The sequence below is a fragment of the Levilactobacillus angrenensis genome (genome assembly GCF_003946085.1).
GTDB lineage: Bacteria > Bacillota > Bacilli > Lactobacillales > Lactobacillaceae > Levilactobacillus > Levilactobacillus angrenensis.
The window spans coordinates 79,614-105,281 of record NZ_RHOB01000002.1 but is presented as its reverse complement, the minus strand read 5'-3'; the positions used below and the strand labels follow the sequence as shown (position 1 = coordinate 105,281).

25 protein-coding genes are annotated in these 25,668 nt (G+C 51.6%); 23 read left to right on the top strand and 2 right to left on the bottom strand.

What is annotated here, in order from left to right:
- Positions 1-53: 53 nt before the first annotated feature.
- From EKM83_RS01380 to EKM83_RS01330, 11 genes are all read left to right on the top strand, one after another.
- Positions 54-890 carry an energy-coupling factor ABC transporter ATP-binding protein gene (locus tag EKM83_RS01380; protein WP_125574868.1) on the top strand — a complete coding sequence of 279 codons (837 nt, stop codon included), beginning with the start codon at positions 54-56 and terminating at the stop codon, positions 888-890.
- A complete protein-coding gene (locus EKM83_RS01375; protein WP_125574867.1) occupies positions 866-1,738 on the top strand; it encodes an energy-coupling factor ABC transporter ATP-binding protein in 873 nt (290 codons plus the stop codon). Before EKM83_RS01380 ends, EKM83_RS01375 begins: the two co-directional genes overlap by 25 nt.
- Positions 1,731-2,531, top strand: a complete 801-nt coding sequence (locus EKM83_RS01370) for an energy-coupling factor transporter transmembrane component T family protein (protein ID WP_125574866.1) — start codon at positions 1,731-1,733, stop codon at positions 2,529-2,531. The genes EKM83_RS01375 and EKM83_RS01370 overlap by 8 nt, the downstream gene beginning before the upstream one ends.
- 10 nt (positions 2,532-2,541) lie before the next feature.
- Positions 2,542-3,339 carry a tRNA pseudouridine(38-40) synthase TruA gene (truA, locus tag EKM83_RS01365; protein ID WP_125574865.1) on the top strand — a complete coding sequence of 266 codons (798 nt, stop codon included), beginning with the start codon at positions 2,542-2,544 and terminating at the stop codon, positions 3,337-3,339.
- A gap of 138 nt (positions 3,340-3,477) precedes the next feature.
- Positions 3,478-3,921 carry a 50S ribosomal protein L13 gene (gene rplM, locus EKM83_RS01360; RefSeq protein ID WP_125574864.1) on the top strand — a complete coding sequence of 148 codons (444 nt, stop codon included), beginning with the start codon at positions 3,478-3,480 and terminating at the stop codon, positions 3,919-3,921.
- 14 nt (positions 3,922-3,935) lie between these two features.
- The gene (gene rpsI, locus EKM83_RS01355) at positions 3,936-4,328 is read left to right on the top strand and encodes a 30S ribosomal protein S9 (RefSeq protein ID WP_011668466.1); all 393 of its coding nucleotides are present in this window, start codon (positions 3,936-3,938) and stop codon (positions 4,326-4,328) included.
- Positions 4,329-4,581: 253 nt separating this feature from the next.
- The gene (locus tag EKM83_RS01350; RefSeq protein ID WP_125574863.1) at positions 4,582-5,082 is read left to right on the top strand and encodes a hypothetical protein; all 501 of its coding nucleotides are present in this window, start codon (positions 4,582-4,584) and stop codon (positions 5,080-5,082) included.
- A 187-nt stretch (positions 5,083-5,269) separates the two neighbouring features.
- Positions 5,270-6,622, top strand: a complete 1,353-nt coding sequence (locus tag EKM83_RS01345; RefSeq protein ID WP_125574862.1) for a TrkH family potassium uptake protein — start codon at positions 5,270-5,272, stop codon at positions 6,620-6,622.
- Positions 6,623-6,635: 13 nt separating this feature from the next.
- The gene (locus EKM83_RS01340) at positions 6,636-7,301 is read left to right on the top strand and encodes a potassium channel family protein (RefSeq protein ID WP_125574861.1); all 666 of its coding nucleotides are present in this window, start codon (positions 6,636-6,638) and stop codon (positions 7,299-7,301) included.
- A gap of 405 nt (positions 7,302-7,706) precedes the next feature.
- Positions 7,707-8,234: a TetR/AcrR family transcriptional regulator gene (locus EKM83_RS01335; protein WP_164505559.1), complete on the top strand. Its 528-nt coding sequence runs from the start codon at positions 7,707-7,709 to the stop codon at positions 8,232-8,234.
- Positions 8,235-8,302: 68 nt separating this feature from the next.
- Positions 8,303-9,292: an NAD(P)H-dependent flavin oxidoreductase gene (locus EKM83_RS01330; RefSeq protein ID WP_125574859.1), complete on the top strand. Its 990-nt coding sequence runs from the start codon at positions 8,303-8,305 to the stop codon at positions 9,290-9,292.
- Between the two features lie 74 nt (positions 9,293-9,366).
- Here the strand turns inward: EKM83_RS01330 and asnA are convergent, their stop codons facing one another.
- Positions 9,367-10,374 carry an aspartate--ammonia ligase gene (gene asnA, locus EKM83_RS01325; RefSeq protein ID WP_125574858.1) on the bottom strand — a complete coding sequence of 336 codons (1,008 nt, stop codon included), beginning with the start codon at positions 10,372-10,374 and terminating at the stop codon, positions 9,367-9,369.
- Positions 10,375-10,968: 594 nt separating this feature from the next.
- On the opposite strand from asnA, the gene EKM83_RS13505 reads away from it, so the two are divergent.
- The 8 genes from EKM83_RS13505 (at position 10,969) to EKM83_RS01285 (ending at position 17,895) form a co-directional block, all read left to right on the top strand.
- Positions 10,969-11,094, top strand: coding sequence for a hypothetical protein (locus EKM83_RS13505; RefSeq protein ID WP_263853767.1), 126 nt, complete (start codon positions 10,969-10,971; stop codon positions 11,092-11,094).
- Positions 11,078-11,554, top strand: a complete 477-nt coding sequence (locus EKM83_RS01315; protein WP_125574856.1) for a hypothetical protein — start codon at positions 11,078-11,080, stop codon at positions 11,552-11,554. The genes EKM83_RS13505 and EKM83_RS01315 overlap by 17 nt, the downstream gene beginning before the upstream one ends.
- A gap of 184 nt (positions 11,555-11,738) precedes the next feature.
- Positions 11,739-13,145: an APC family permease gene (locus EKM83_RS01310; protein WP_164505558.1), complete on the top strand. Its 1,407-nt coding sequence runs from the start codon at positions 11,739-11,741 to the stop codon at positions 13,143-13,145.
- A gap of 59 nt (positions 13,146-13,204) precedes the next feature.
- Positions 13,205-14,224 carry a lipoate--protein ligase gene (locus tag EKM83_RS01305; protein WP_125574854.1) on the top strand — a complete coding sequence of 340 codons (1,020 nt, stop codon included), beginning with the start codon at positions 13,205-13,207 and terminating at the stop codon, positions 14,222-14,224.
- Positions 14,225-14,861: 637 nt separating this feature from the next.
- On the top strand, positions 14,862-15,929 hold the full coding sequence (locus tag EKM83_RS01300; RefSeq protein ID WP_125574853.1) for an LCP family protein: 1,068 nt from the start codon (positions 14,862-14,864) through the stop codon (positions 15,927-15,929).
- A 72-nt stretch (positions 15,930-16,001) separates the two neighbouring features.
- Positions 16,002-17,012 carry a dTDP-glucose 4,6-dehydratase gene (gene rfbB / locus EKM83_RS01295; RefSeq protein WP_125574852.1) on the top strand — a complete coding sequence of 337 codons (1,011 nt, stop codon included), beginning with the start codon at positions 16,002-16,004 and terminating at the stop codon, positions 17,010-17,012.
- 138 nt (positions 17,013-17,150) lie between these two features.
- On the top strand, positions 17,151-17,708 hold the full coding sequence (locus EKM83_RS01290; protein WP_125574851.1) for a hypothetical protein: 558 nt from the start codon (positions 17,151-17,153) through the stop codon (positions 17,706-17,708).
- Positions 17,692-17,895, top strand: coding sequence for a hypothetical protein (locus EKM83_RS01285; protein WP_125574850.1), 204 nt, complete (start codon positions 17,692-17,694; stop codon positions 17,893-17,895). Before EKM83_RS01290 ends, EKM83_RS01285 begins: the two co-directional genes overlap by 17 nt.
- A 52-nt stretch (positions 17,896-17,947) precedes the next feature.
- Here the strand turns inward: EKM83_RS01285 and EKM83_RS01280 are convergent, their stop codons facing one another.
- A complete protein-coding gene (locus tag EKM83_RS01280) occupies positions 17,948-18,892 on the bottom strand; it encodes an NAD(P)-dependent oxidoreductase (protein ID WP_125574849.1) in 945 nt (314 codons plus the stop codon).
- Positions 18,893-19,176: 284 nt separating this feature from the next.
- Between EKM83_RS01280 and EKM83_RS01275 the strand changes: the two genes are divergently transcribed.
- The 4 genes from EKM83_RS01275 (at position 19,177) to cydC (ending at position 25,646) form a co-directional block, all read left to right on the top strand.
- On the top strand, positions 19,177-20,628 hold the full coding sequence (locus EKM83_RS01275) for a cytochrome ubiquinol oxidase subunit I (protein WP_125574848.1): 1,452 nt from the start codon (positions 19,177-19,179) through the stop codon (positions 20,626-20,628).
- Complete coding sequence (gene cydB, locus EKM83_RS01270) at positions 20,621-21,631, top strand: cytochrome d ubiquinol oxidase subunit II (RefSeq protein ID WP_125574847.1); 1,011 nt, start codon at positions 20,621-20,623, stop codon at positions 21,629-21,631. The genes EKM83_RS01275 and cydB overlap by 8 nt, the downstream gene beginning before the upstream one ends.
- Positions 21,632-22,179: 548 nt before the next feature.
- Positions 22,180-23,913 (top strand): thiol reductant ABC exporter subunit CydD, encoded by a 1,734-nt coding sequence (gene cydD / locus EKM83_RS01265; RefSeq protein ID WP_125574846.1) that lies wholly within the window; start codon positions 22,180-22,182, stop codon positions 23,911-23,913.
- Entirely contained in the window at positions 23,910-25,646 is a 1,737-nt protein-coding gene (cydC, locus tag EKM83_RS01260; protein WP_125574845.1) for a thiol reductant ABC exporter subunit CydC, read from the top strand. Before cydD ends, cydC begins: the two co-directional genes overlap by 4 nt.
- Positions 25,647-25,668 lie beyond the last annotated feature (22 nt).

Here is a 25,668-nt window from a genome sequence, read left to right as displayed (position 1 = left end):
AAAACTTTGCTATAATTAGCGGTGACATTTTACTAGGAGAATCAAAAACGCGGATGGCAAATATCATTGAAGTCAAACATCTTTCATATGCATACGGGGACGACCAGCGTCCGGCGCTAACGGACGTGAGTTTTGATGTCCACGCGGGGGAATGGTTGGCCATTGTTGGCCACAACGGCAGTGGCAAGTCGACCTTAGCGAAGTCTCTAGACGGTCTGTTGCCGTTTACTCAGGGGACGATCACGGTGGCTGGGATTACGCTGACTCCCGACACCGTTTGGGACGTGCGCGAAAAAATCGGCATGATCTTTCAGAACCCGGATAACCAATTCGTGGGTGCCACGGTTGAAGACGACGTCGCCTTTGGCCTGGAGAACCGCCAGATTGCGCGGACAGACATGGTACCGCGGGTTCAGGCCGCACTGAAAGAAGTGGGCATGGCTGAATTCGCCCAGCGCGAACCCAGTTCACTATCAGGCGGGCAAAAACAGCGGGTGGCGTTGGCCGGTATCGTGGCCATTGCCCCGGACATTTTGATCTTGGATGAGGCCACGAGCATGTTGGACCCCCAAGGCCGCCACGATATGCTAGCGCTGGTCCGGCGGTTACGTGAACAGCAACACTTGACCGTGATCTCCATTACCCACGACATCGACGAAGCCGCCGGTGCCGACCGAATCTTGGTGATCGATGACGGCCGACTAGTGGAAGAGGCACAGCCGGCGACCATCTTTGCGCGTGGCGAGGCCCTGATTGATATGGGCCTCGACGTGCCATTTCCCGTTAAATTACAGACGGCACTCAAGCAGCGGGGCATCACCCCACCCACGACTTATCAAACGACGGCGGAAATGGAGGAATGGCTGTGGCAATCGCTTTCGAACACGTAACCTATACTTATCAAGCCGGGACGCCGATGGCCCACACCGCGGTCGAGGATGTTTCCTTTCAGGTGCCGGATCACGGTTATTTGGCCATCATCGGCCATACCGGTAGCGGTAAATCCACGCTGATCCAGCAACTGAATGCGTTGTACAAGCCCAGCGCGGGGACGATTCACGTCGATGACTTTACCGTCACGCCGGCCACGACCAACGCGGCCTTGAAACCCTTACGCCAACACGTGGGCATGGTGTTCCAGTTTCCAGAGAGCCAGCTCTTTGAGGAAACGATTCGCCAAGACATTGCCTTTGGACCGAAGAATTTCGGCATGAGTGAGGCCGACGCCAACGCCCTGGCGGATGAAATGCTTACGACGGTGGGCCTCGACACCAGTTACGCTGAGCGCTCACCATTTGAGCTCTCCGGTGGGCAAATGCGGCGGGTGGCCATCGCCGGAGTCTTGGCTATGAAGCCGCAAGTCTTGGTCTTAGACGAGCCGACAGCGGGCTTAGATCCCCAAGGTCGTCAGGCGATGATGGCACTCTTTGAACGGCTCCATCAAGAACAGGGACTGACCATCGTGTTGGTGACCCACCAGATGGAAGACGTCGCCCAGTACGCCGAACAGGTCGCAGTGATGCGGGCCGGTAAGCTGGTCAAATTTGGCACGCCCCATGACGTCTTTGCCGACCCCGATTGGCTACGAGCCAACCAACTAGATGTGCCGCGGGCCGCGCAATTTGCCCAACAGTTACGCCAACGTGGCCTGAACTGGGACACCTTACCGTTGACGGCTGACCAGCTAGCCGACCAAATTGCGGCGCGTTGGCCAGCAAAGGGGGCCGACCATGTCTAAATTTATCTTTGGGCGGTATTTGCCCCTGAACTCGGTCGTGCACCGTTTGGATCCCCGGGCGAAATTGATGCTGAGCTTTTGTTATATCATTTTAGTTTTCATGGCCAACAATCCGGTGACCTATGCGATTTTGATTGCGCTGACGGTCGGGTCGATCCTGGCGTCAAAAATCAGCCTGGGCTTCTTCTTACGGGGTATTCGGCCACTACTTTGGCTAATTGTCTTCACCGTGGTCTTGCAACTCTTATTCAGCCCCGTGGGCGGCCACACGTACTTTCACTGGGCCTTTATCAATATCAGTCAGTTTGGGCTGATCAATGCCGGGTATATTTTCATTCGGTTTCTGTTGATCATCATGATGTCCACGTTACTGACGCTGTCGACGCAGCCGCTGGACATTGCGACCGGCTTGGCCTCGCTGATGAAGCCGTTGCGGTGGCTCCACGTGCCTGTGGATACGCTGGCAATGATGCTGTCGATCGCGTTGCGTTTCGTGCCGACGTTAATGGACGAAGCGACTAAGATCATGAACGCCCAGCGTGCGCGTGGGGTTGACTTTGGGGAGGGTGGTTTGTTCAAGCAAGCCAAGGCCCTGATTCCCTTGATGGTGCCGCTGTTCATGAGCGCCTTCAACCGTGCCGAGGATCTCTCGACGGCGATGGAAGCGCGCGGCTATCAAGACAGCGAACACCGCAGCCAGTATCGAATTTTGACCTGGCAGAAGCGAGATACGGTGACCTGGATTTTATTTTTGATTGGATTTGCGGCGATTCTCGCTTGTCGTCGTTGGTAGGAGGAACTGAATGCAACGCTACAAAGTAACTTTTATGTATGACGGGACCGACTTTGCCGGTTTCCAGCGCCAGCCCAATAAACGGACCGTGGAAAGCGTCCTGACCAAGGTCGTCAATAAGATGGCCAAGAACCCGGATCCCGCCATCGTCATCTACGGATCGGGGCGGACTGACGCAGGTGTCCATGCGCTGGCCCAGGTGGCCCATTTCGACTTTCCCTTCGTGATTCCCGCGGACAACATGCGCAAGGGCTTAAACAGCATGTTACCCATGGATATGGAGGTCTTAAAGGTCGATCTGGTCTCCGCAGACTTCCATGCCCGATATGACGTGTCTGGCAAACGCTACCTGTACCGCATGGACATGGGCGAGTTCCGGAATCCCTTTAAACGCCACTATACCGGCCAATGGAAATTCCCGGTTGAACTGGATAAGATCAACGTGGCCTTACAGGACCTGGTCGGCGAACACGACTATACCAGTTTCGTAGCGTCGGGCGCACAGACGCGGACCTTCGTGCGGACCATTTACGAGGCCACTTGTCATATCGACCACGCCAACAATGAATTGGTTTTTGAATTTTACGGCAACGGCTTCATGTACAACCAGGTGCGCATCATGGTCGGGGTGCTGGTCGAAATCGGCTCTGGGACCCGACCAGTTCACGATATTTTACGACTTTATCAAGTCAAGGATCGCAAACAAGCGCGGCGGACGGTTCCGGCGGCTGGCCTGTATTTAAAGCACGTGTATTACCAGGGGGAGGACCCCGAACATCCCACCAAATTGCCGCAACATCAACGGTAATTTTTGGTTAAGGGGCAAACAATCATTGACTTTATGGGAAAAACTTTGTATTATGGTTGTTGGTATTGTTTGCCCCACGATAAGCCCCGGAAAGTTTACTTGGTGTCAGACAAACACAGATTTATGGAGGAATTTAACGTGCGTACAACTTATATGGCAAAACCTAACGACATTGACCGCAAATGGTACATTGTCGACGCAACCGACGTGAGTTTAGGTCGGCTTGCTTCAGTCGTTGCTTCTGTATTACGTGGTAAGAACAAGCCAACGTTCACCCCTAACGTGGACACTGGTGATAACGTAATCGTCATCAACGCTGAAAAAATCGCTTTAACTGGTCGTAAGGCCACCGACAAAGTCTACTACCACCATTCTGGTTTCGCTGGTGGCTTGAAGTCACGGACTGCTGGTAACTTCCGGGAACAGAACCCAGAAAAATTGATCGAAACTTCTGTACAAGGTATGCTCCCTAAGAACTCCTTAGGTCACCAAATGGCATTGAAGCTTCACGTGTACGCTGGTGCAGACCACAAGCACGAAGCACAAAAGCCAGAAGTATTAGACATTATTAACCTTATCTAAGGAGGAAAACCAAATTGGCACAAGTTCAATATCGCGGCACTGGCCGTCGTAAAAACTCCTCTGCACGTGTACGTTTAGTACCCGGCTCAGGTAAAATCGTTATGAACAACAAGGCAATTGAAGACTACATCCCATTCGCAAGTATTCGGGAAGTTGTCTTACAACCATTCAACGTTACGGAAACGCTTGGTAACTACGATGCATTAGTTACTGTGCGCGGTGGCGGTTTCTCCGGTCAAGCCGGCGCAACTCGTCACGGGATCGCTCGGGCATTGCTCGAAGTTGACCCAGATTTCCGTGGTCCGCTGAAGCGTGCGGGTCTTTTGACTCGTGACGCCCGGATGAAGGAACGGAAGAAGCCAGGTCTGAAGAAGGCACGTAAGGCTTCACAATTCTCCAAGCGTTAATATTTCGATATTATCAATTGGGAAATCCTCACCAGTTATTTGGTGGGGATTTTTTGTTTGGTGAAAAAATGGTGGACTGACGGGCGGTTAGCTGTTTTGAACGACACCAGTTGCCGGTGGGCACACGTTGCGGCCGGAAGCGACATTGCGATTTCACAAAGCATCTGCTAAGATTAGGGGTATCAAGTATTGGTGTGGCCGATAATTTTTTGGTTAAAGTATTGTGGCGGCGCCAGTGGATAAGAGGCGGAGTATGGGGAAGTTAGTGAAACGGTGTCGTGGCATGATTGTGTTGGTTGCGGCGGTCTTGGTTGGTGTGGGGATGTTAAATCAGGTTCAGACACCGACTGCGCAGGCGCAAGCAACGTCATCTTATAAGGCGTTGAAGAATGTACCGAAGAAGATGCGGGGAACTTGGTACCATTACTTCAAGGGGAGAGGACTCTATCAGCTAGTGATTAAAAAGCATCATTTGCGAGAAGGATTTGTTAAAGATGGGTTGTATTCACTCCCCAGCTTAACCATTCACAAGCTAGGGCGGAAACATAAACGGACCGTCTATGCCTTTAACAGTAAGACGCACCCAGCTGATGGGCCGTCTTATGCGACCTACGTCAAGAAAATCAAGGGTAAGAAGCGTCACGTCTTAATTGAACCGCAACAAGATGCAACTTTGAAGCCAACCGTCTTCACCCACTTCAAGCCAAAGAAAGAATATTTCACGGCGTTATCGGTTGAAAAACAATTTGCTTAAACGCCACTAAAAATCTCACCACACACCGAGGTGAGATTTTTTATTTAGATTTTTGTGAAAGCGATAACCCCGAAACGATTGGTCATCGGCACGTTCGCCCAGCGTAAAATCCGGTTGAAATGGGTATTGTTTTCCCGCTACGTTTGGCTTAAGCTGAAAGGAATAGCTTAATAGGACTGGAAGACTTATGGAAAAAATTTCGCGTTTTAAATTGTTTGATACACTCTCAAAAAAGATGGTCTGGGGGTTCATCCTCCTGATCACGGTGGGGACCATCCTGCTGAGCTTGCCTGCCGCGACGAACGGGATGCGCGGTACCAGCTTCATCAATACCGTGTTTACCGCCACGTCGGCGACCTGTATCACCGGGCTAACGGTGGTCAACACGGCCGAGCACTGGTCGTTGTTTGGGCAGATTGTCATCTTGGTGCTTTCCGAAATCGGGGCACTGGGGTACATGACCTTTGCCGTGCTGTTATTTAACATCATTCGCCGCAATCTGGACTTGTCGACGCAACTGATGGTCAAGGAATCCTTGAACCTGGAAAACCTGAGCGATACCAAGAGCGTCATGAGATACGTTGTCGGCCTCTCTGCGCTCTTTCAGGTCGGTGGGGCGTGTTTGATTGCGGTCGACTTTATTCCGCGCTACGGCTGGAAATGGGGGCTATACACGTCGGTCTACCATTCGGTCATGTCTTTTTGTAACGCCGGCTTTGATGTCTTTGGCAACAGTCTGATGGGTTTTCGGGATGATTCCTACCTCCTGATTGTGACCATCATCCTAATCATCGGCGGGGGCCTGGGCTTTCTGGTCTGGCGCGACCTGCTGTTGTACCACGAGCGCAAACGGCTGAGCCTGAACTCTAAGCTGACGCTGGTCACGACGGGGACGTTATTCGTGATTGGCTTCTTGTTGCTGCTGATGACGGAAAAAGATTTGACGTTATTACCCAAGGGGACGTCGTGGTTCAACCGGACCATCAACACGTTGTTCCTGAGCGTGACGCCGCGAACGGCTGGACTGGTGACCTTGCCAACCAACGACTTACAGGCCGGGAGTATTTTTTTGATTATGATCTTAATGTTTGTCGGCGGGACGCCGGGATCCACGGCCGGGGGAATCAAGACCACCACATTTGGCGTCTTGATGCTTCAAAGTATTGCCCAGATCCGCGGCAAAAAGGACGTTGAATTCAGTCGGCGGCGTTTCAGCCAGACCAATATCAGTCGCGCGCTGTTACTGATCTTTCTGGCCAGCGTCGTGATTGTCATCGCCACGCTGATTTTGACCCAAACCGAGAAGATTCCGAAAGGTTTTGGCTTGGAATACATCGTGTTTGAGGTACTGTCGGCGTTTGGTACGGTCGGCTTGAGTCTGGGCTTGACGCCCCATCTGACGGTCATCGGCAAGCTGGTCATCATGTTGCTGATGTTCATCGGGCGGGTCGGCATCTTCACGTCGTTGTACTCGCTGTCCAAGCGGCAGACCAAGTTCAACCAGATTCGTTACCCGGAAGAAAACATTTTAATTGGTTAAGGAGTTTTTGAAAATGACGAAAAAGAGTTTTGCGGTGCTGGGGCTCGGCCGGTTTGGCCAAAGCGTCGTGCAAACATTAGTGGAGGCCCATCAGGACGTCTTGGCGGTCGACGTCAAGGAAGAGCCCGTCAATGAGATGATGGACGTCGCCACGCAGACCTTGATTGCGGATACGCGGGATGAAGACGTGCTGCGCGGTTTGAACATCGACACCTTTGACTACGTGATCGTAGGGATTGGGAACAACATGGAAGCCAGCATCTTGACGACCATGTTGACCAAGGAGCTGGGGGCCAAAAAGGTGATTGCTAAGGCCGAAACTAGCGACCACGGTCGCGTGTTAAAACGAGTGGGGGCTGACCAAGTCATCTTCCCCGAACGGGACATGGGCCACAGCATCGTGCGCAAATTATTGTCCAATCACATTCTGAATTTCATCGACCTGAGTGATGAGTATACGCTGGCCGAGGTGGTCATCACCGACCCCAACTTCGTCAACCAGGACCTGGTCAAGCTCGACTTGCGCCGGCGCTTTGATCTGACCGTCATCGCCATTCAACACGGTCACGCCATCAACATTTCCCCACAACCCACGGACATCGTCCAGCTACATGACGTGCTGACGGTGGTCGGGCCGATTGCCAATGTGGAGAAGCTGGATGAGACGTTGAAGAAGTAGATTAGCTAGCCATTGAGTTAGCCGGTTAATCGCTAGCAGGTGCATGACGAAAACTGTTGCTTTGCTTGGTGAATATGATATATTTAAGCAAATCAATTAGGCGGGTGACGATGATGAATCAGAGCGCTAATAATCGTGATGACGTTGCTCGGGCACTCTGGGCTGCTCTCGAGAAGGCTGAACAAAGAGGGACTGTCTCGGCTGAGGAGACCCGCCGCTAATTAGGCTTTAACCGGTAGCACTTGTGTTTGAGGAATTACAATTTGTCCAAAACAGTACCATTCGTTTATTTCCTAACGGGATAGGCGAGTGGTACTTTTAGACTTTAGATTTTCAGCTAGCGCCAACTTAGGCTGGTCAATTTAAGACCAGGAAGGGAAGATGAACTTGGAAGACGACAAAATTATGCAGACATTCTTATCAATGCTAAAGGCCACCCCGTATGAGAAGCTGTCGGTGCGGACTATCATGGCGCAGGCCGGAGTGACACGAACGGTGTTTTATGTTTATTTTGATAACAAAGATGACCTTGCCCGGGAGACCTTGGCCGAGCAGTTAGAGGATGTAATCTTACGTGTGAGTCAGGTCTTTACGAGCTCACGTACCATGAATGTGCAGACGACGGTAGAAAGCCTGCGTATTTTACGGTCGAAACAAGATGACATTCGTCGACTCTTCGCCATTCAGCGTACGCAGCTACATTTGCGTGCTGAGTTTCAAGATCAGGTTGCCCAGTCGATTTCAGAACAGGTCCGTCGGTATTGGCCGAAAACGCCAGCACAACAACAAGACTATTTTTCACAGTTATTTGCGGCCTCAATGATCGCGACGATTCTCTGGTTCTTCCAGCATCAAGATGTGTCTGAGGCAGATTTGGTTCAGGTGATCAATACCTGTGTTTTCCAAGGACTTGCCAAGCTTTTGACAGATTAACAGAAGTGTCTACCTTGTTATCAAAAGACTCGGTACACTTAGGGTATCCTGAATGAGGAGGAATCCTAATGAAATCTCTTGAAAGCGTTTTGAATGTGAAATATCCTATTATTTGTGGTCCGATGGCATGGACTTCGATGGCACCGTTAGTGGGTGCGGTCAGCAATGCGGGTGGCTTCGGTGTTTTGGGGGTCGGGTTTGCCCCAACTGAAGTCGTTGAACGTGAAATTAAGGCGACAAGGCAATTGACCGATAAGCCTTTTGCCATTAATGTGACGCTCTTTCCCGAGGCAGAAGCCAATCTTGAACGAATTACGGAGATTGCTGCTAAGGAACAAGTGGGGTATATCTATGCGGATAATTTTGCTGGACTCGTTCATGACTTTACGCAGAAATGGTTCGATCGGTGGCATGCGTTGGGGATGACGGTCTTAACTAAGGTCATGACGAGCCAAGAAGCCCAAGTGGCAGATGATTGTGGTGCCGATGTCATTATCGCTAAAGGTTGGGAAGGTGGCGGTCACATTTCTAAGGAAGGGACCTTTGCCTTACTACCTCAAGTACGTGCGGTGGTTAAACACGCGGTATTGGTGGCCTCCGGTGGGATTGCCGATGGTCAAGGCTATGCTGCGGCCAGAGTATTTGGTTATGCCGGCATTGAAATGGGTACGGCATTTATGGTTGCTACTGAGGGGAGTACCCATCAAAACGTCAAAGACGCCGTGGTTAAGGCAGTTGATGGCGACGTGACCATGACCGGGGCTTCAACAGAGGCCCCATGTTGGCAGTTACAGAATGACTTGTCAGACCAAATGGCGCAGATTGAGCGGGAAAATAAACCAAGTGTAGCGGCTGAGAAGCTCCAATCCTTAGCGACCAGCTCGTTGCGACAAGCATCTGAGCAAGGCAACGTGACCGACAAAGGGGCCGTTATGGCTGGACAGGTTGCCCCACTGATCAAAGAACAAAAAACAGTTGCCCAAATCTTGGCGGACACTTATCAAGAGGGTATCCGTATTTTGCGGCAGGTTGCTGATCTGCCCGAATTAGCTAACTAAAAAGTAGAAAAGCACAGCTAATGCGCCGTCATGCAACGGGTACTAGTTGTGCTTTTTAATATGAAAAGATATTTTTACAGTAAATGAATCCCATGGGCTTCACATTGATCAATCATTTCTTGAGGCCACAAAGCGGCTTGAACTTCACCGACGTGGGCCTTGCCCAACAGCAACATGCACAGCCGAGATTGGCCGATACCGCCGCCGATGGTGTAAGGGACTTCTTCGTTTAAGACCATTTGGTGGTAAGGCAACTTGGCCCGGTCTTCGGCGTGAGCCAGCTTGAGTTGGCGCTTCATGGCCGCGGCGTCGACCCGGATGCCCATGCTGGAGATTTCGATGGATTGGTTTAATGGTTCGTACCAGAATAAGATGTCACCGTTTAACGTCCAGTCATCGTAGTCGGGGGCCCGGCCGTCATGACGTTTGCCACTCTTCAAGGCGTCACCGATCTTCATCAAGAAGACGCAGCCCAGTTTCTTGGCGATGGCGTTTTCCCGTTCGCGCGGCGTCATCGTCGGGTACATGTCTTCCAACTCTTGCGTCGTGATGAAGTGAATCTCGTCTGGCAGGTGGTGGACAGCTTCAGGGAACTTGTACCAAACTTCATGCTCCATGTGCTTGATGACCTTGAAAATGGTCCGCACGGTGGCCTTCAAGGTCTCTTCGGTCCGTTCATCCTTGGCGATGACTTTTTCCCAGTCCCATTGATCCACGTAAGCGGAGTGGAAATTGTCCAGGTCCTCGTCCTTACGAATGGCGTTCATGTTGGTGTAGAGGCCTTCGTGCATCTTGAAGCCGTACCGCTTTAGGGCCACGCGCTTCCACTTAGCCAGGGAGTGGACGATTTCAATGGTTTCGTCGCCCATGTCGGCCATGGTGAAGGAGACCGGCTTTTCGACCCCGTTCAAGTTGTCGTTAAGTCCCGTCGACTTTTCAACAAACATCGGTGCGGACAGCCGCGACAGATTTAATTGCTTACCAAATTCTTCTTGGAAGGTTTCCCGGATGTAGCGAATCGCGGTCTGGGTCTCCCGAACGGATAATTTTGGATCGTATGATTTTGGAATAATTAAATGCATAAGCACGTTCTCCTTTTGTGGGCCAAATTTTTTTTAAGATAAAACAAAAAGGTTTTCCATCCCTTGTGAAATCAAGGGACGAAAAACCTTTTCGCGGTACCACCCAAGTTGTCGATCCAAATGATCGGCCAGCTCAATTAGAGTACAAACATACTCTACCGATGGTAACGTACCGGTTAACGGCTTACCCTAGCGTGACGGCGTCATTTCAGGCAGCAACTAAGAAAGTGTTATTCGGTAAGCTCACGCCCGATTGGGTTTGCACTAAGTCCCAACTCACTGACGGGGTGATCAAACGTACTGGTCTTTCCTGCGTTTTTTATCTTGTGGCATTAATATTAGCACCAATTTTCAAATTGTAAATACGTAAATTAAAATTTAACGAGATTTAGACCGCGGCGGTCGCTAATTTTTTAGCGGGCATCTATAGTAAAAACGGGACAACCATGCGGGGAAAATAATTTTTTCAATGGCTGTTGGTACAAATTAAATTATTAGAGTTTAAGTTTATCTGTAGCTGGATTCGTGGGTCTAGACCAGTCGCAAGTAACACGGTATGCTGGAACTAACTTTTGAGAGTAGGGGATGACCAGCATGCATTTTGAAGACTTGTTTAGCTTGAATGGCCAGTTGAATGGCGCCGCCCGCACCCTTGAGATGGGAGAGACCATCACCGACCGGATTCGTGTAGAGGAGGCCGTCGATGAACCCAGAAGATGAGCAGATTCGCCGCCTGATTCAGACACTCCTGGTGCAATTGCGCAATGCGGGGATTCATGTGGCGGTCACCCATCACCGCACACCCAGCCTTTACCTGCATTTAGACCATGACGTGTTAAAAGAGATTCGCCTCAGTGACCACCCGATGGGGCGCAAGTCACGCCACCGCGTGGGTTATGATATTTTGATCAATTGTGAACGTCGGCGCCGGTACTCGGCCGCTACCCGTTGCTTTCAATACGGGACGAACAACGCGCTGACCGTGGTGGCCCAGGTAGTGACAGACCGGGATCGCAAGGTGGCCCAATTGGGCGGCACGATCAGTTATCGCAGTCTGGTTCAACTCGCCCAGCAGCGGCCGCAATTACCCAGTAAGCAGGCAGCATTTGAAAATAAGCTCAGTACGTTTCTCGACCAGGCTCCGGCAAGCGGTGGTCGCCGGGAACGGCCGCGGGTGTGAGTGGCTTCTGTGAAAACAGTTATGTAAATAATTTAAGGATTGACACGGCATTTAGGGGGGGATAATCCTTGGAAGTAACTGCTTTCAGCGGATTGTCTATTGACATCTTTGCCAAATGAAATTAGAATATATGAATTAGTTTTAATCGTATTTTAATCAGCCATTTGGAAGGAGGGGGATGTCAGTGGGACGACCACGGCAACTCTTTATTAAAAAGCAGGTGCAAACAGACTTGTACCGCAAGACGGGGTTGGAAAAGACGTTGACTGCCTTTAGCCTGACGACGATGGGTATCGGTGCCATTGTCGGCTCCGGGATCTTTATCACGCCCGGCTTGATTGCGGCCAACTACACGGGTCCCGGGGTCATGTTATCTTACTTGATTGCCGTGGTGGTGTGTGCGATGGCTGCACTGTGTTATTCGGAATTTTCCTCGACGATTCCTTTGGCAGGGAGTGCCTACACCTACGTTTACGCTGTTTTCGGTGAATTTGCGGCCTGGATTTTGGGCTGGGCGCTGATCTCGGAGTATTTATTCGCGGTGTCCTCGGTGGCCGTTAGTTGGTCGTCGTATTTTCAAAACCTGTTGGCGGGCTTTGGGATTAAGCTCCCGAATTTCTTGCAGGCCGCAGCGGGTACCGCCGGCGTGCATGGCGGTGGCGTCGATATTGTGGCGCTGGTCATCACCATGTTGGTGGCATGGCTGCTGTCCAAGGGGATTCGTGAATCGGCGCGGATCAATAACATCATGGTCATCGTGAAGATTTTGGTCATCCTCTTATTTATTGGAATCGCCATCTTTTACGTGAAGCCCGCTAACTACAATCCGTTCCTGCCATTTGGGACGAGTGGTATCTTCAAGGGGGCTGCGGTGGCCTTCTACGCCTACATCGGATTTGACGCCGTGTCGACGGCTAGTGAAGAAGTCAAGAATCCCAAACGTAACATGCCGATTGGGATCATCAGCTCACTGTTGGTCGCGGCCGTCTTGTACATCAGTCTGTCAGCCGTGTTAGTCGGGGTCGTCCACTACACCAAGTTAGGGGTGGCAGACCCTGTCGCATTGGCCCTGACGCTGATTCATCAAAACTGGGCATCCGGCGTGATTTCACTCGGGGCCATCGTGGGGATGACGACGGTGCTGATCGTCATGTCTTATGGCGGCACCCGCTTGTTATTTGCCATCAGCCGAGACGGCTTGTTACCAGCCTCGCTGAAACGGCTGAATCCCAAGACACACGTACCGGTCGCCAACACCTGGATTTTTGGGGTGGTTGCCAGTCTCTTTGCGGCCGTGATTCCCATTGATAAGATTGCGGAACTGGTCAACATCGGGACGCTGTCGGCCTTTGCCATGGTGTCACTGGGCATCGTCTTTTTGCGACACGACGAACGGTTCAAGAACCTGGATACCTCGTTTAAGGTGCCGTGGTATCCTTACCTGCCGATTGCCTCGTTTCTGGCCTGTGTCTATCTGATGACGCAGCTGCAAGCCTTCACCTGGCAAGCTTTTGGCATCTGGGTCGTCCTTGGCCTGATTGTCTACGTCAGCTACGGCTATCATCACAGTCGCGTGCGGTCGGCCGCATAGTGCGATAACGCTTTCATTTGTGGTAAACTATTCTCAGACTATGTGAGAGGGATGACTGGATGCGTTACTTAGCAAGTCCAAGTTTAGATATTCGGCAAAATTTAGCGATTGAAACCTATCTGATGGAGCACGCCGATTTGACGGAGCCCATCTTGTACTTTTATGTGAATTCACCGTGCATCATCGTCGGGCGGTACCAAAACGTGCTGGCAGAAATCAACCAGCAGTATGTCAAGGACCACCACATCATCTTGACCCGACGGACATCCGGGGGCGGTGCGGTCTATGATGACCTGGGCAACGTCAGCTTTAGTTTCATTACCAAGGATGATGGGGATGCTGTGGGTAACTTCAAGCGTTTCACCGATCCAGTGATCAAGGCCCTTCATCAAATGGGCGCGACCGGCGCAGCCATGACCGGGCGGAATGACCTGACGATTGACGGCAAGAAGTTCTCTGGCAATGCCATGCACGTGGAAAATGGGCGGATGTTCTCGCACGGGACACTGATGTATGACGTGGACCAAACGCAAATTGAACACGCCTTACAGGTGCCGGCCGATAAGCTCGCTACGAAAGGCATCAAGTCTGTCCGCAGCCGGGTCACGAACCTGAAGCCGTACTGTGCTCCTGAATTTCAAAACCTAACGATTGAAGAATTCCGGGATACCCTGGCTAAGGAAATCCTCGGGGTCTCTGACCTGACGCAAGCCCACCACTATCAGTTGACGGCCGAAGATCAGGCGGGGGTCAAGGCGTTAGCTGATCAGTACTTTAACAATTGGGACTGGATCTACGGCAACGACCCAGCGTATTCCTTAACACGTCGGCGGCATTTTCCGGCTGGTACGGTTGAGTTTGACCTAGACGTTGACGGGGGAAAGATCAAGGCCATTCAGATTCACGGCGACTTCTTTGGCCAATTACCAATTGAAGATGTCACAGCTAAGCTGACCGGCGTGACCTATTCGCCAGCGGCCATCCAAGCTGCCTTTGACCAGCTGGACGTGCCAAGTTACTTTGGCAAGATTCCAGCCGCTGATTTGGTCGACTTGTTGAGTAAGCAACCGCAAGCGTAACTAAAGATTGAAAATAGCATTAACGCGGTAATTCCCGCAATGACAGTATCCGGTTCACTAAAATTAGTCAAACCAGGAGCCTGCGTCAGTCAGAAATTCCGCCTGCTGGGGAACACCTCCAGCCTGAGAAACGGGCTTCCGGTTCGCTTGAAAGCCTGGCATAAACCGCCAGTCTCTCAAGTCGCGCCACGCTATAGGCGGAGAAAAGACCTCAGCCAACACCATCGACACAGCTGGGGCCATCTCTGACTGCCTCCGGCGAAGAGTGACGATCATCAGCAATACTGTGTTAGTCAAAAAACTAGTTGCCAAAACAGCCGCTACCTGGGGCTAAACCGCTTGTTACTGGTACGCACTTTTGTAGCCGGGAGTCCGCCAAATATGGGTTCAACCCATAGTTGGCGGACGGTAGGCGGACAGCTCAAACTACGAAGCTGTAAACGACTAATTTTTACACCATATTTAATAACCAGAGAAGCGCCACTGCCCCGGCGGTGACGCTTTGTTTTTTTCTTAAGGTTGGGCGGAACTTAAGTCGTCTTAAGGTGTAACCCCTATAATGGTCAAGTTGATTAAAATCAGAAAAATCCGCCAGTCGGCACAGAATCGGCTGGATTGAAAAGGTGGCTATCAAACTATGGCAATGGAAAAGCGGCAACGGCCGCGGCGAAAGAAGCATCCCATCCGCAATCTCCTGATTATCTTGGTGATTGCGCTGTTAGCAGGCGGGACCGCGTATGGCATGCATAAGTATCAAAGCATTAAAGATTCCGTCGACAAGACCTATAAGGCGTCCGGCGTGAAGAAATTACGGAACGTCAATCAAGTCTTGAAGGACAAGCAACCCGTCTCGATTCTATTGATGGGGACCGACACGGGCGCGTTGGGGCGGACCTTTGCTGGCCGGACCGATAGTATGATGGTGGTCACCTTGAATCCCGCAACGAATAAGACGACCATCACCAGTATTCCGCGAGATACGGCTGTGACTATTCCGGGTTATGAGGATTACGGCCTCGCGAAAATCAATGCGGCCTACGCCTATGGCAAGTCCAAGACAGCCATTACGACCGTGCAGGACATGCTAAACGTGCCCATCGACTTCTACGCCATCATCAACATGGGTGGCATGGAAAAGATCATCGACGAGGTTGGCGGGGTCGACTTGAAACCATCGCTGTCATTTAGCTATGGCGGCTATTCCTTCAAGAAGGGCGTCAGCACGCACATGAACGGCAAGAAGGCGCTGGCCTACGCCCGGATGCGTGACGATGATCCATTAGGGGATTACGGCCGGCAAACGCGGCAACGGAAGGTCATTATGGCGCTATTGAATAAATCCAATTCAGTGACGTCATTGCTAAATGAATCCTTCATTTCGTCGCTGTCCAAGCAAACCCAAACGGATTTGACGTTTGATGATCTGACAGCCATTGCGACTAATTACCGCAAGGCCACGCACCACATCAAGACTACGCATTTGCAAGGTACCAGCGAGACCATCAATGGTCAAAGCATGGAGGTGGCCTCAAAGTCCGAACTTCAGCGAATCACGAACTACATCCGCACAGCCCTGGGTTTGACACACAAGTCGACCGGGACGATTGCCCAGTTGGACGCCACGTCATCAACGACCACGACGACCGACGGCAATACGGGCGGCACTGATACTAGCAATAACGGCGGCCCGGGTGGCGGCTATTAACCGATAAATGAGGACCGTCGCACTTGATTTGCGGCGGCCCTTTTTGGATAATTGGCATCAGGAGGGGATTGGATGAACAATTTACTAGTAACCGGGGGTGCCGGGTTCATCGGCGCCAATTTTGTCCGTTATGTGGTGGCCCAGCACCCGGCGGTCCACGTGACCGTGTTGGACAAGCTGACCTACGCGGGTAACCGCACCAATTTGGCGGGCTTACCGGCTGACCGGGTCCAGCTGGTGGTCGGTGACATTGCGGACGCTGCGCTGGTCAACCAGTTAGTCGCGCACACCGATGCTGTGGTCAACTACGCGGCCGAGAGCCACAACGACCGTTCGCTACAGGATGCGGACCCGTTCATCCAAACCAACATCGTCGGCACCTACACATTGCTACAAGCCTGCCGCCAATTTGATGTCCGCTACCATCAGATTTCAACGGATGAAGTGTACGGTGACTTGCCGTTACGGCAAAATGGGGTGGGCGCCAAATTCACACCGACCTCCCGTTATCAACCCAGCAGTCCCTACTCAGCCTCTAAGGCCAGCGCGGATCTATTGGTCCAGGCTTGGGTCCGGTCGTTTGGCCTGCGCGCGACGATCTCTAACTGTTCGAACAATTACGGGCCGTACCAGTACATTGAAAAATTTATTCCGCGGCAAATCACCAATATTCTAAGTGGCCGTCGTCCGAAGCTCTATGGCAACGGGGCTAACGTCCGTGACTGGATTCACGTGACCGACCACGCGCGGGCCGTCTGGGAAATTCTGACCCGCGGCCAAATTGGGGTGACCTACCTGGTTGGGGCCAACGGCGAGCGCAGCAATCGGGACGTTTTAGCACTCATTTTAAAGCTGATGGCCCAGCCCGCTGACGACTTCGATTGGGTCAAGGACCGGCCGGGACACGACGTGCGGTACGCCATTGATGCCAGTCGGTTGCGTGATGAATTGGGCTGGCGACCAGCAGTCACGGATTTTGAAACGGGATTACGGCAGACCATCGCCTGGTATCGGGCACATCCAGAGTGGTGGCAGGGTGCTAAGGCCACAGTGGAGGCGGATTACCGTCGAAATGGCCAGTAAATTACGATTTTAGTCATTGAAAAACGCGCGTTCGCTAGCGGCTCGTCAGGGTGTTCGGTAAGCTGGTTAGAGGACGTTAGGCAGCGTTTATGGTATACTGAGTGAACGCTTCTGACCGGACCAATTTTTTCAGAAGGGATGGCTGAAGCAGTGGCATTTTGGTTGACCTTAGCACCTTTATTAGCACCGGTCGTTTCGATAGCGACGATTGGTGGTATCGTGATTGCCTTGATTCAGTTGCAAGTCGTCTTACGAAATCGCCGGATTGATTTAGCCGCCACGAAGTTTGATCATACGATTCAGGCTTATCAATTTTACCAAAATAATGTGGCGGAGATTTTAGAAGGAACAATCGCACAGTACGAGACGGCTTTACGAGTGAATGAATTTCAAAAAAAGAAAGATGAGCATGTTCGCCGATCAATTATCATTCAAGCGATGGTCGTCGCTGATTTTGGTACTTGCTTTCAACGTCTAAACATTCTAGAAAGTTATGTTTATTACGACGAAATTGATAAATATCAGCTTTATAGTAGTATAGGTGATTCTATCTATGAGTTAATTCGGCTCGAGGGATTTGCGTTTGTCCAAAGTCAGTTCTTAAAAGAACAAGCGATGAATAATTATGTTTATCTATTAAATGATATCCAACAGTATGTACAGAAAAGAAGGCGGAAAAATGACGCAAAAGATTGATCACTTGGAATATGAAATTGACCCCAAAGAACGTGCTGCTATTCTTGAATTTATCAACGAACCTGGTGGCGACCAGGAACTAAAGCGAAATCTACAACGATATTCACCAGATGAAGTGGATGCAATGAATCTGGAACGTATCCGCCAACAAATGCTCCATACCCGCGTTATCTTCCCGCACCACTAGCAAAAACGCCCTCGCCAAATCAAATCGGCGAGGGCGCTTTTCTTAACCAAATTTAGTAACCACGACTGACGTCAACCAAGTTCACAGACAAGGTGCCATCTGCTTTCCAACTCTTCAAATTATCAGTCAGATAACCGAAGATGGGACGGATGTTATCGACGTCAAAGCCCGTTTGGTGTGGCGTAATCAAGACGTTCGGGTAGTCCCACAGCTTGGAATCCTTAGGTAGCGGTTCATGCTCAAAGACATCCAGCGCGGCGTTCAAGACGTTTTGGTAGAGCAGGGCGTGCATCAAGGCGTTTTCGTCGACGGACTTGCCGCGGCCGACGTTGACAAAGATGCGAACGCCGTTGAGTTGCGTGAAGTAATCGTTGTTGAAGTAGTGGGTGGTCTCAGCGGTGGCCGGCATTGCGTTGATGACCACGTCGGCGTCCTTGACCAGGTCCGCATCGTCCTTCAGGCTAACGGTGCCTTGGAAACCTGCGACACCGTGGCCGGACCGGTTGACGCCAAATGGGTAGTTGCCAAAGCCGTTGAGCAATTCAGCGATGTGTTGGCCAATACTCCCGGTACCATAGATGACGACCTTTTGATTGGCCAACGTAGCCAGCTCCGAACGCGCTGGTACTTGCCAGAAATGGCCGGCCTGATTCTTTACGGCGTCGTTGAAGTCGCGTAAGAAGTAGAGCAGGTAGCCAATGGTAGATTCCGCAATGGCCGCGGAGTAAGCGCCACTGGCGTTGGTCACTTGCACGTGGTGGGCTTGAATCCAGTCGAGGGGCAGGTAATCGACCCCAGCGCTAAACGTTTGGATCCAACGGACGTGGTTCTGCGGATTTTGCAAGACTGCTGCGCCGTGTGCGCCCCAGCCAAAAATGATGTCGATATCAGTGGCCGTTTCCCAGTCGCTGGCAGGGATGACCTCGACTCCGAGGGCTGTCAGCTGATCAATTTGCGTTTGATTGAGAGTTGGAAAGGTGAATAATCTTTCTGTCATGTGAAAAACCTCCTTCGACGGATGCCGTCTCCTATATTTTAGCACGAGTGACCCGGTTCCACCTAGGAATCCCGTCAAATCAGCGAAATCGCTTACATAAACGACACACATTTTCAAATGTGTCACGATGACTGGCAACTTAATTGCACACAAATTTCGAATGTATTCCATTAACTTTCAGTAGATTGACACCGAACCATTGCGCATTGACTTATCACTCGATATAATAGAGTCAAGACAGCAATTATTTATTTACACTAATAACGTTTGGGGAGGTTAGAAAAATGTTAAATCTTGGTCTGGATATCCTAGGCCTAGCGCGATTCCAATTTGGAATGACCACTGTCTTTCACTTCTTCTTCGTTCCATTTTCCATCGGGTTGGCCTTCGTCGTTGCCGTCATGGAAACGATGTATGCGATTAAAGGTGATGAGGATTACAAGAAGATGGCCCAGTTCTGGGGCAAAATGTTCCTGTATAGCTTCGCCGTGGGTGTGGTTACCGGGATCATTCAAGAATTCCAATTTGGGATGAACTGGTCTGAATACTCGCGATTCATGGGTGACATCTTCGGGGCACCATTGGCCATTGAAGCCTTAGCCGCCTTCTTCATGGAATCCACGTTCATTGGGATGTGGATGTTCACTTGGGACCGCTTTAATAAATGGGTCCACACGCTCTTTATTTGGCTCGTTATGTTCGGGTCTTCACTATCGGCACTGTGGATTTTGGCCGCTAACAGTTTCATGCAAAACCCATTGGGCTACATCATCAATCAACAAACGGGTCACGTCCAAATGGTCAGCTTCGGCGCCGTTTTGAGTAACCCGCAACTGTGGAGTGAATTTCCACACGTTATCTTCGGTGCATTTGTGACCGCTTCCTTTGTCATCGCCGGCTGTGCCGCTTGGCGGTTACTGAAGAAAGATCACGTCACGTTCTACCGGAAGTCATTGAACGTTGCGCTGGTCATTGGGTTGATCTTCTCCTTGGGCTCCATTGCCAGTGGGGATATTCAAAGTCGTTACTTAATTAACAATCAGCCGATGAAGTTCGCCGCTATGGAAGGGCTCTACAAGGACTCGACCAACAAAGGGGAATGGGCTGCGATTGCTGGTTTTGATAACAAGCAACACAAGACCACCTGGTCCGTCGATGTGCCTTACGTCTTGAACTTATTGAGCTATCACAAGACGACCGGGACCATCAAAGGTATGAACACCATCAACAAGGAATTACATGCGAAGTATGATAAGAAATATGGCAATGATATTAATTATTACGTACCAACCAAGACCTTGTTCTGGAGCTTCCGGATCATGTCTGGCGCCGGCGCTTTGTTTGCCTTGTTAGCCATCGTGGGCTTGATCTTTAACCGCAAGAAGTCCCAGCTGATTATGAGTCAACGCTGGTTCCTGTACATTTTGGGTTTGTGCCTGTGGCTACCATTCATCGTTAACACAGCGGGTTGGTTCATTACTGAATTTGGGCGGTACCCATGGGTCGTCTACGGCTTACTCACGATTGCCGATGCGGTTTCGCCAAATGTTTCCGTTGCGTCGCTACTCACGTCAAATATCATCTACTTCCTGATGTTTGCGGGCATGGGCGTCGTCATGATCGTCTTATGCCACCGGACATTGAAGGCTGGACCTGACATTGAAAATACCGATGGGTATGCGGCGGGCGATACTGACCTTGATCCGTACTCAAAGGGGGCGTTCAACCATGACTAACTTACAACTACTCTGGTTTATTCTGATTGGTGTCCTGTTTAGCGGTTTCTTCTTCCTGGAAGGTTTCGACTTCGGGGTGGGGATGCTCGTAAAGAGTTTCGCCAAAAACGAAGCCGAACGTGACGTCGTGATTCGGTCGATCGGACCGCACTGGGACGGCAACGAAGTGTGGTTGATCACCGCTGGTGGGGCCATGTTTGCCTCCTTCCCTATGTGGTACGCGACGTTGTTCTCCGGGTTCTACCTGGTCTTATTCCTGATTTTGGCCGCCTTGATTTTCCGGGGTGTCTCGTTTGAATTTAGAGCGAATATGCAAACGGAAAAATGGCGGAACTTCTGGGAATGGGCTTCCACGATTGGCAGTTTCTGCGCAGCGTTCTTATTTGGGATGCTGTTCACAGCGATGATTGCCGGGATGCCTATCGATAAGAACGGCGACATGACAGCCCACTTCTTCGACTACGTGAACTTGTTCTCCTTAGTCGGTGGGGTCGCAGTGACCGTCTTATCCTTGGTCCACGGCTTGAACTTCATTCGGTTGAAGACGTCCGGCGCCTTACGTGAACGGGCCCTGGCCTGGAACAAGATTTTGTACCCCGTTCTCTTTGCGGGCGAAGTCCTGTTTGCCATCCTGCTGTACTTCTCAACTGACTTCTTTGCCAAGAAGCCATTGACCACGACCGCGATTGTCGTTGCCCTGGTTATCTTCACTTGCCTGGCTTACTGGGGTGTCTTGGGCAACCACGAATGGCTGTCCTTTATCGGCAGTGGGCTATCGCTGATCAGTGTGGTCGTCTTGATCTTCAACGGGTTATTCCCGCGGGTCATGATTGCCAACAATCCAGCTTACTCATTGTTGATCAAGAACTCTTCTAGTTCGCCTTACACGCTGCACCTGATGACGATTCTGACGTTTAGCATCCTGCCAATCGTCTTGATCTACTTCATCTGGAGCTACTGGGTCTTCTACAAGCGCTTGGCATCACCTAAGCAAAACGCTTAATCAAGTAAAAATGAGTCACCAAGTCTCCGCGGCTATCCGGCTGCGGAGACTTTCGTTTTTTGAGCAAACACTTGGCGGTAACCTGCGCCAGTTAGGGGTTTCACCTGCTGGACAACGACAGAGTGGTTGCTGGCCGCCTACCGTTCACCAACTATGGGTTGGAACGCGGTGGGCGGACGGGCCGAGCCATAGGACGGTCTCGGCGCCTCGCTTTGAGCCGAAGCCCGCGTCTCAAAGACGCCAGTTTCCTAAGCGGCAAAGGCCACCGCTAAGGGAACTCCCACGGCTGAACCCATAGTTGGCGAACTCACGGCTGCGGTAGTGTTTGTCAGTCACCGTGTTGTTAAGTCCAAGTCCTTGTTAGCCTGAACTGACATCTTTGGTGATAGGCTGAATACATATGTCGCCAGAGGAGCTCAGGAGTAAGTGGCTTGCGACCAATTTAATTGGCAAAAACAAGCTGGTTTACCGTGATTGGTAGCGCTTAGATACCAGAAAAATGCTATCATAGCAGTATGAGTTATCACTTGTTGTAAGGGGGCATCACTTTGATTGATCAACGTGTTTTTAAATTTCCCGGAGTGAAACCGGCCGCGGCCATCGAGGCAGTGCTGACGCTGATTCAAGCCATTATGATTATTATTCAAGCGCAGTACTTGTCGGTCGCAATCGTTCAGCTCTGGAAACAACAACCCATTGGGACGATTGTCACCCCGCTGGCAATCTTTGCCGTGGCCTTTTTGGCGCGTCACTTGTTGACAGTCTTAAAGGATTGGCTACTGTATCCGTTCGTGGAGAAGACGACTAAGACCTTGCGGAAGCAATTTATGGCCAAGCTTTTTGACCTGGGGCCGAGTGTCGTGGCCGAGAAGGGGACGGGAAATGTCGTCACCATGGGACTAGAGGGAATTGATAAGATTCAGACCTATCTGATGATGATCATCGGTAAGGTCTTGGACCTGTCGATCACGCCGTGGCTGGTGCTGATCTACATTGCCTTTATCCAGTGGAAAGAGGCCCTGTTCCTACTGGCCATCTACCCACTGATTATTCTCTTCATGATTATTTTGGGGCTGGCAGCGCAGGCCAAGGCGGATCGCCAATACGCCGGGTACCAACGCCTGTCTAATCACTTTGTCGATACGTTACGGGGCCTGCCGACCTTGAAGCAGCTCGGGTTAAATGAGACTTACGCCGACAACGTGTACCAGGTCAGCGAAGACTACCGCAAGAAGACTATGGCGACGCTGACGATTGCCATGACCTCCACGTTTGCCTTGGACTTCTTCACCACGTTGTCCATCGCCATCATCGCTGTTTTCCTAGGTTTTGGACTGATGGACAACACGATTCAACTACTGCCAGCGCTGGTGATCTTAACGTTGGCGCCAGATTATTTTGCGCCAATTCGTAACTTTGCAAACGATTATCACGCCACGTTAAACGGGAAGAATGCCCTCACGGCGGTGCTGGATATTTTGCAGCGCGAAACGCCAACGGACCGGCAACTCTTGCCTACTCGCGAACCCGTCTGGCAAGCGGACGATTCCCTAGCGTTAGCCCACGTTAACGTCAGCTACGGTGATGATGCGCCAACGCTACGCGACATTAATTTTAACGTTCACGGCTTTCAAAAGGTCGGTATCATTGGGGCGTCTGGCTCCGGTAAGTCGACGCTGATCAACACGCTAGGCGGCTTTCTCAGCCCCGCCGACGGGCAAATTACCGTGCGCGGGACTGCTGTGCCTCACCTGGACCAACAAGCCTGGCAGCGTAGCTTTGTGTACATTCCTCAAGCACCGTACTTGTTCCACGCGAGTCTGCGTGATAACTTGGCTTTCTATGCGCCGGATGCCAGTGAAGCGGCGGTCACGGCTGCGGCAGCGAAGGCTGGGTTGACCGATTGGATTGCGACCTTGCCGGACGGTTTGGCGACGCAAATCGGTGAAGGTGCGCGGGGCGTCAGTGGGGGCCAAGCCCAACGGATTGCGTTGGCACGGGCCTTCCTGGATGATTCGCGGCGCGTCTTGTTATTTGATGAACCGACAGCGCATTTGGACATCGAAACTGAAGTTGAACTGAAACAGACCATGATGCCAGTCTTCAAGAATCACCTGGTCTTCTTTGCGACCCACCGGTTACATTGGATGAATGAAATGGATTATATTTTGGTCATGGACCACGGCCAAATCGTTGAGCAGGGGACGCCGGCAGACTTGCAAGCTAAGAACGGCGCCTACGTGCGGTTACGGTCGGAAATGGAAGGAGCGACGACCCGATGAAAGGATTCTTTGCGACATTTAAACATGATCACTGGGTCATGCCGTATTTGCGGCGTTACCGGAAATTGCTGGCGTTGGTCCTGTTCTTAGGCTTTATGACGTTCTTCTGTGGGGGCGCGCTGATGTTTAACTCTGGCTATCTGATTAGTCGTGCGGCCACGCATCCCTACAACATCCTCATGATCTACGTGCCCATCGTGCTCGCCCGGGCCTTTGGGATCGGCCGTCCCGCCTTTCGCTATGCGGAACGGTTGACCAGCCACAACTGGGTCTTGCGGATCGTCTCGGACTTTCGTAAGCGCCTGTACCAAGCCGTGGAAAAGCAAGCCGTGGCGATTCGGCAGACCCATCAAACCGGGGATGTCTTGAGCATCTTAGCCGAAGACATCGACCACATCGAAAACTTGTACTTGCGGACGGTCTTTCCACTGGTCATTGGGTGGTTGCTCTACCTGTTCGTGGTGATTGGGATTGGCTACTTCAACTGGGCGTTTGGCCTGTTGATGCTGATTTTGCTGGGGGTCATCGTCATTTTCATGCCGCTGTTATCCGTGGCCGTCAATGGGCGGCGAGAATTTCAAGCGCGGCAGGTCCAGCGGCGGTTTTACACGCAGTTGACGGATGCCGTCTTGGGGTTAGGCGATTGGCTGATTTCTGGCCGTCGTCAAGCCTTCTTGCAGCAACAAGACCAGCCCATTGATGAGATTGCTACACTGCGGCGGGCGGACCATCATTTTCAATGGTGGCGTAACTTTGCGATTGAATTCATCTTCGGTGCGGCGGTCGTCTTGATCGTGTGGTGGGCCGGTTTGACCTTTACCCACAATCAGGCGGAAGCCAACTGGGTGGCCGCCTTTGGTCTGGCGTTATTTCCGACGGTCGAACCGTTTTCGGGGATGAGCCAAGGGGTCAGTGAATGGCCGGTCTATCAGGATTCAATCAAACGCGTGAACCGTTTGGATGAACACGAACCGGTGTTGCCAGCGCAGACCACGATTGGGGCACTGGATGAATTGAAATTGGATCACGTGACCTTTACTTATCCGGGCGCCGAGCGTGAAGTGATCGACGACCTGTCGCTAGACCTGCATCCCGGCGAGAAGCTAGCCTTATTGGGGCCGAGTGGCACCGGGAAGAGCACGCTGCTCAAATTGATCTTGGGCGACGAACAACCGTCTAGCGGCCAGGTCACGCTCAATGGCGTACCGGTCAGTCAGCTACAGCAGCAACGGGCACAGCTCTTTGGCGTGCTGGATCAGCAGCCGTATTTGTTCGACACCACGGTCATGAACAACGTGCGCCTGGGTAATTTGAACGCCACCGATGAACAGGTCCATGCCGCGGTCAAAGCCGTTGAGCTGGATGAATTGGTCGGCCGGTTGCCCCAGGGCTACGATACGGAAGTTCAAGAGGCCGGTAGCCGCTTCTCCGGTGGGGAACGGCAACGATTATCGTTGGCCCGGATCCTGCTACAAGATGCGCCCATCATTATCTTGGATGAGCCGACCGTGAGTCTGGACCCCATCACCGAACAACATCTGCTAGACACCGTCTTCAGCGTGCTGCAGGACAAGACGATCATTTGGGTCACACACCATTTGGCGGGCATCAACCACGTCGATCAGGTCCGTTTCATCGAGGACGGGCACTTCGATATGCAAGGGACACCAGCCCAGCTGTATCGGGATAATGCGCGGTTCCGGTCGTTGTATGATTTGGACCGGGGCAAATGAGTGAGATTTAAGTCAATGAATT